Origin of the sequence: Salinicoccus cyprini, assembly GCF_007713705.1 — a bacterium.
In the GTDB taxonomy this organism is placed as follows: Bacteria; Bacillota; Bacilli; order Staphylococcales; family Salinicoccaceae; genus Salinicoccus; species Salinicoccus cyprini.
The window spans coordinates 1-568 of record NZ_VMSJ01000019.1 but is presented as its reverse complement, the minus strand read 5'-3'; the positions used below and the strand labels follow the sequence as shown (position 1 = coordinate 568).

Genomic DNA, 568 nt, shown 5'->3' with positions numbered 1-568 from the left:
TTGATCACTCACGCTCACGACGGAGGTAGTTGGACACACTGCCAGCCGAAATCTTCAGATCCTCGGCAATATCGCGGTTGGTATAACCCATAGCCTTGAGCCTGAGAACCTCTGGTAACAACTCGTCGGCCCTGCCGCTATTGCGAGGGCGTCCCCCTCCCTTGGATACCTTACCGCCCTTGGCCCCTCTATGCGCTTGCACCTGGCTAAACCCTGCGGGAGTGAACCGGTTCCATACCCAACGGGCGATGCTCTTGGCAGTGGCCTTGATCTCCGACACGGGCAGCGGGCCGCCCTGCTCCCGCCCAAACGCATTGGCGCTCTCACAAGCAGCTCTCACCGCATCCGCCCAAGCCTCATACCCGTTAGGCCGCCAAAACTCTCTAACGGCGCTGTAGGCCCATTCACGCACGTTATCAAACACCGTGACGTTACGGCCCAGCCCGCCGACTTCTTTGCGACTACGGCGACTATAGGCCGCTAACTCTGCATCGGGGCAGAACTCCGCCAGATAATCGAGGCTGAACGTATCGGTATGGTGCCATATCGTCCACCAATCGCCGTGTAC

1 protein-coding gene is annotated in these 568 nt (G+C 59.3%); it reads right to left on the bottom strand.

What is annotated here, in order from left to right; translation table 11 throughout:
- Positions 1–4: 4 nt before the first annotated feature.
- Positions 5–568, bottom strand: a 564-nt coding sequence (locus FO441_RS12515) for a LuxR C-terminal-related transcriptional regulator (RefSeq protein WP_186365561.1), incomplete at its 5' end; no start/stop codon positions are given.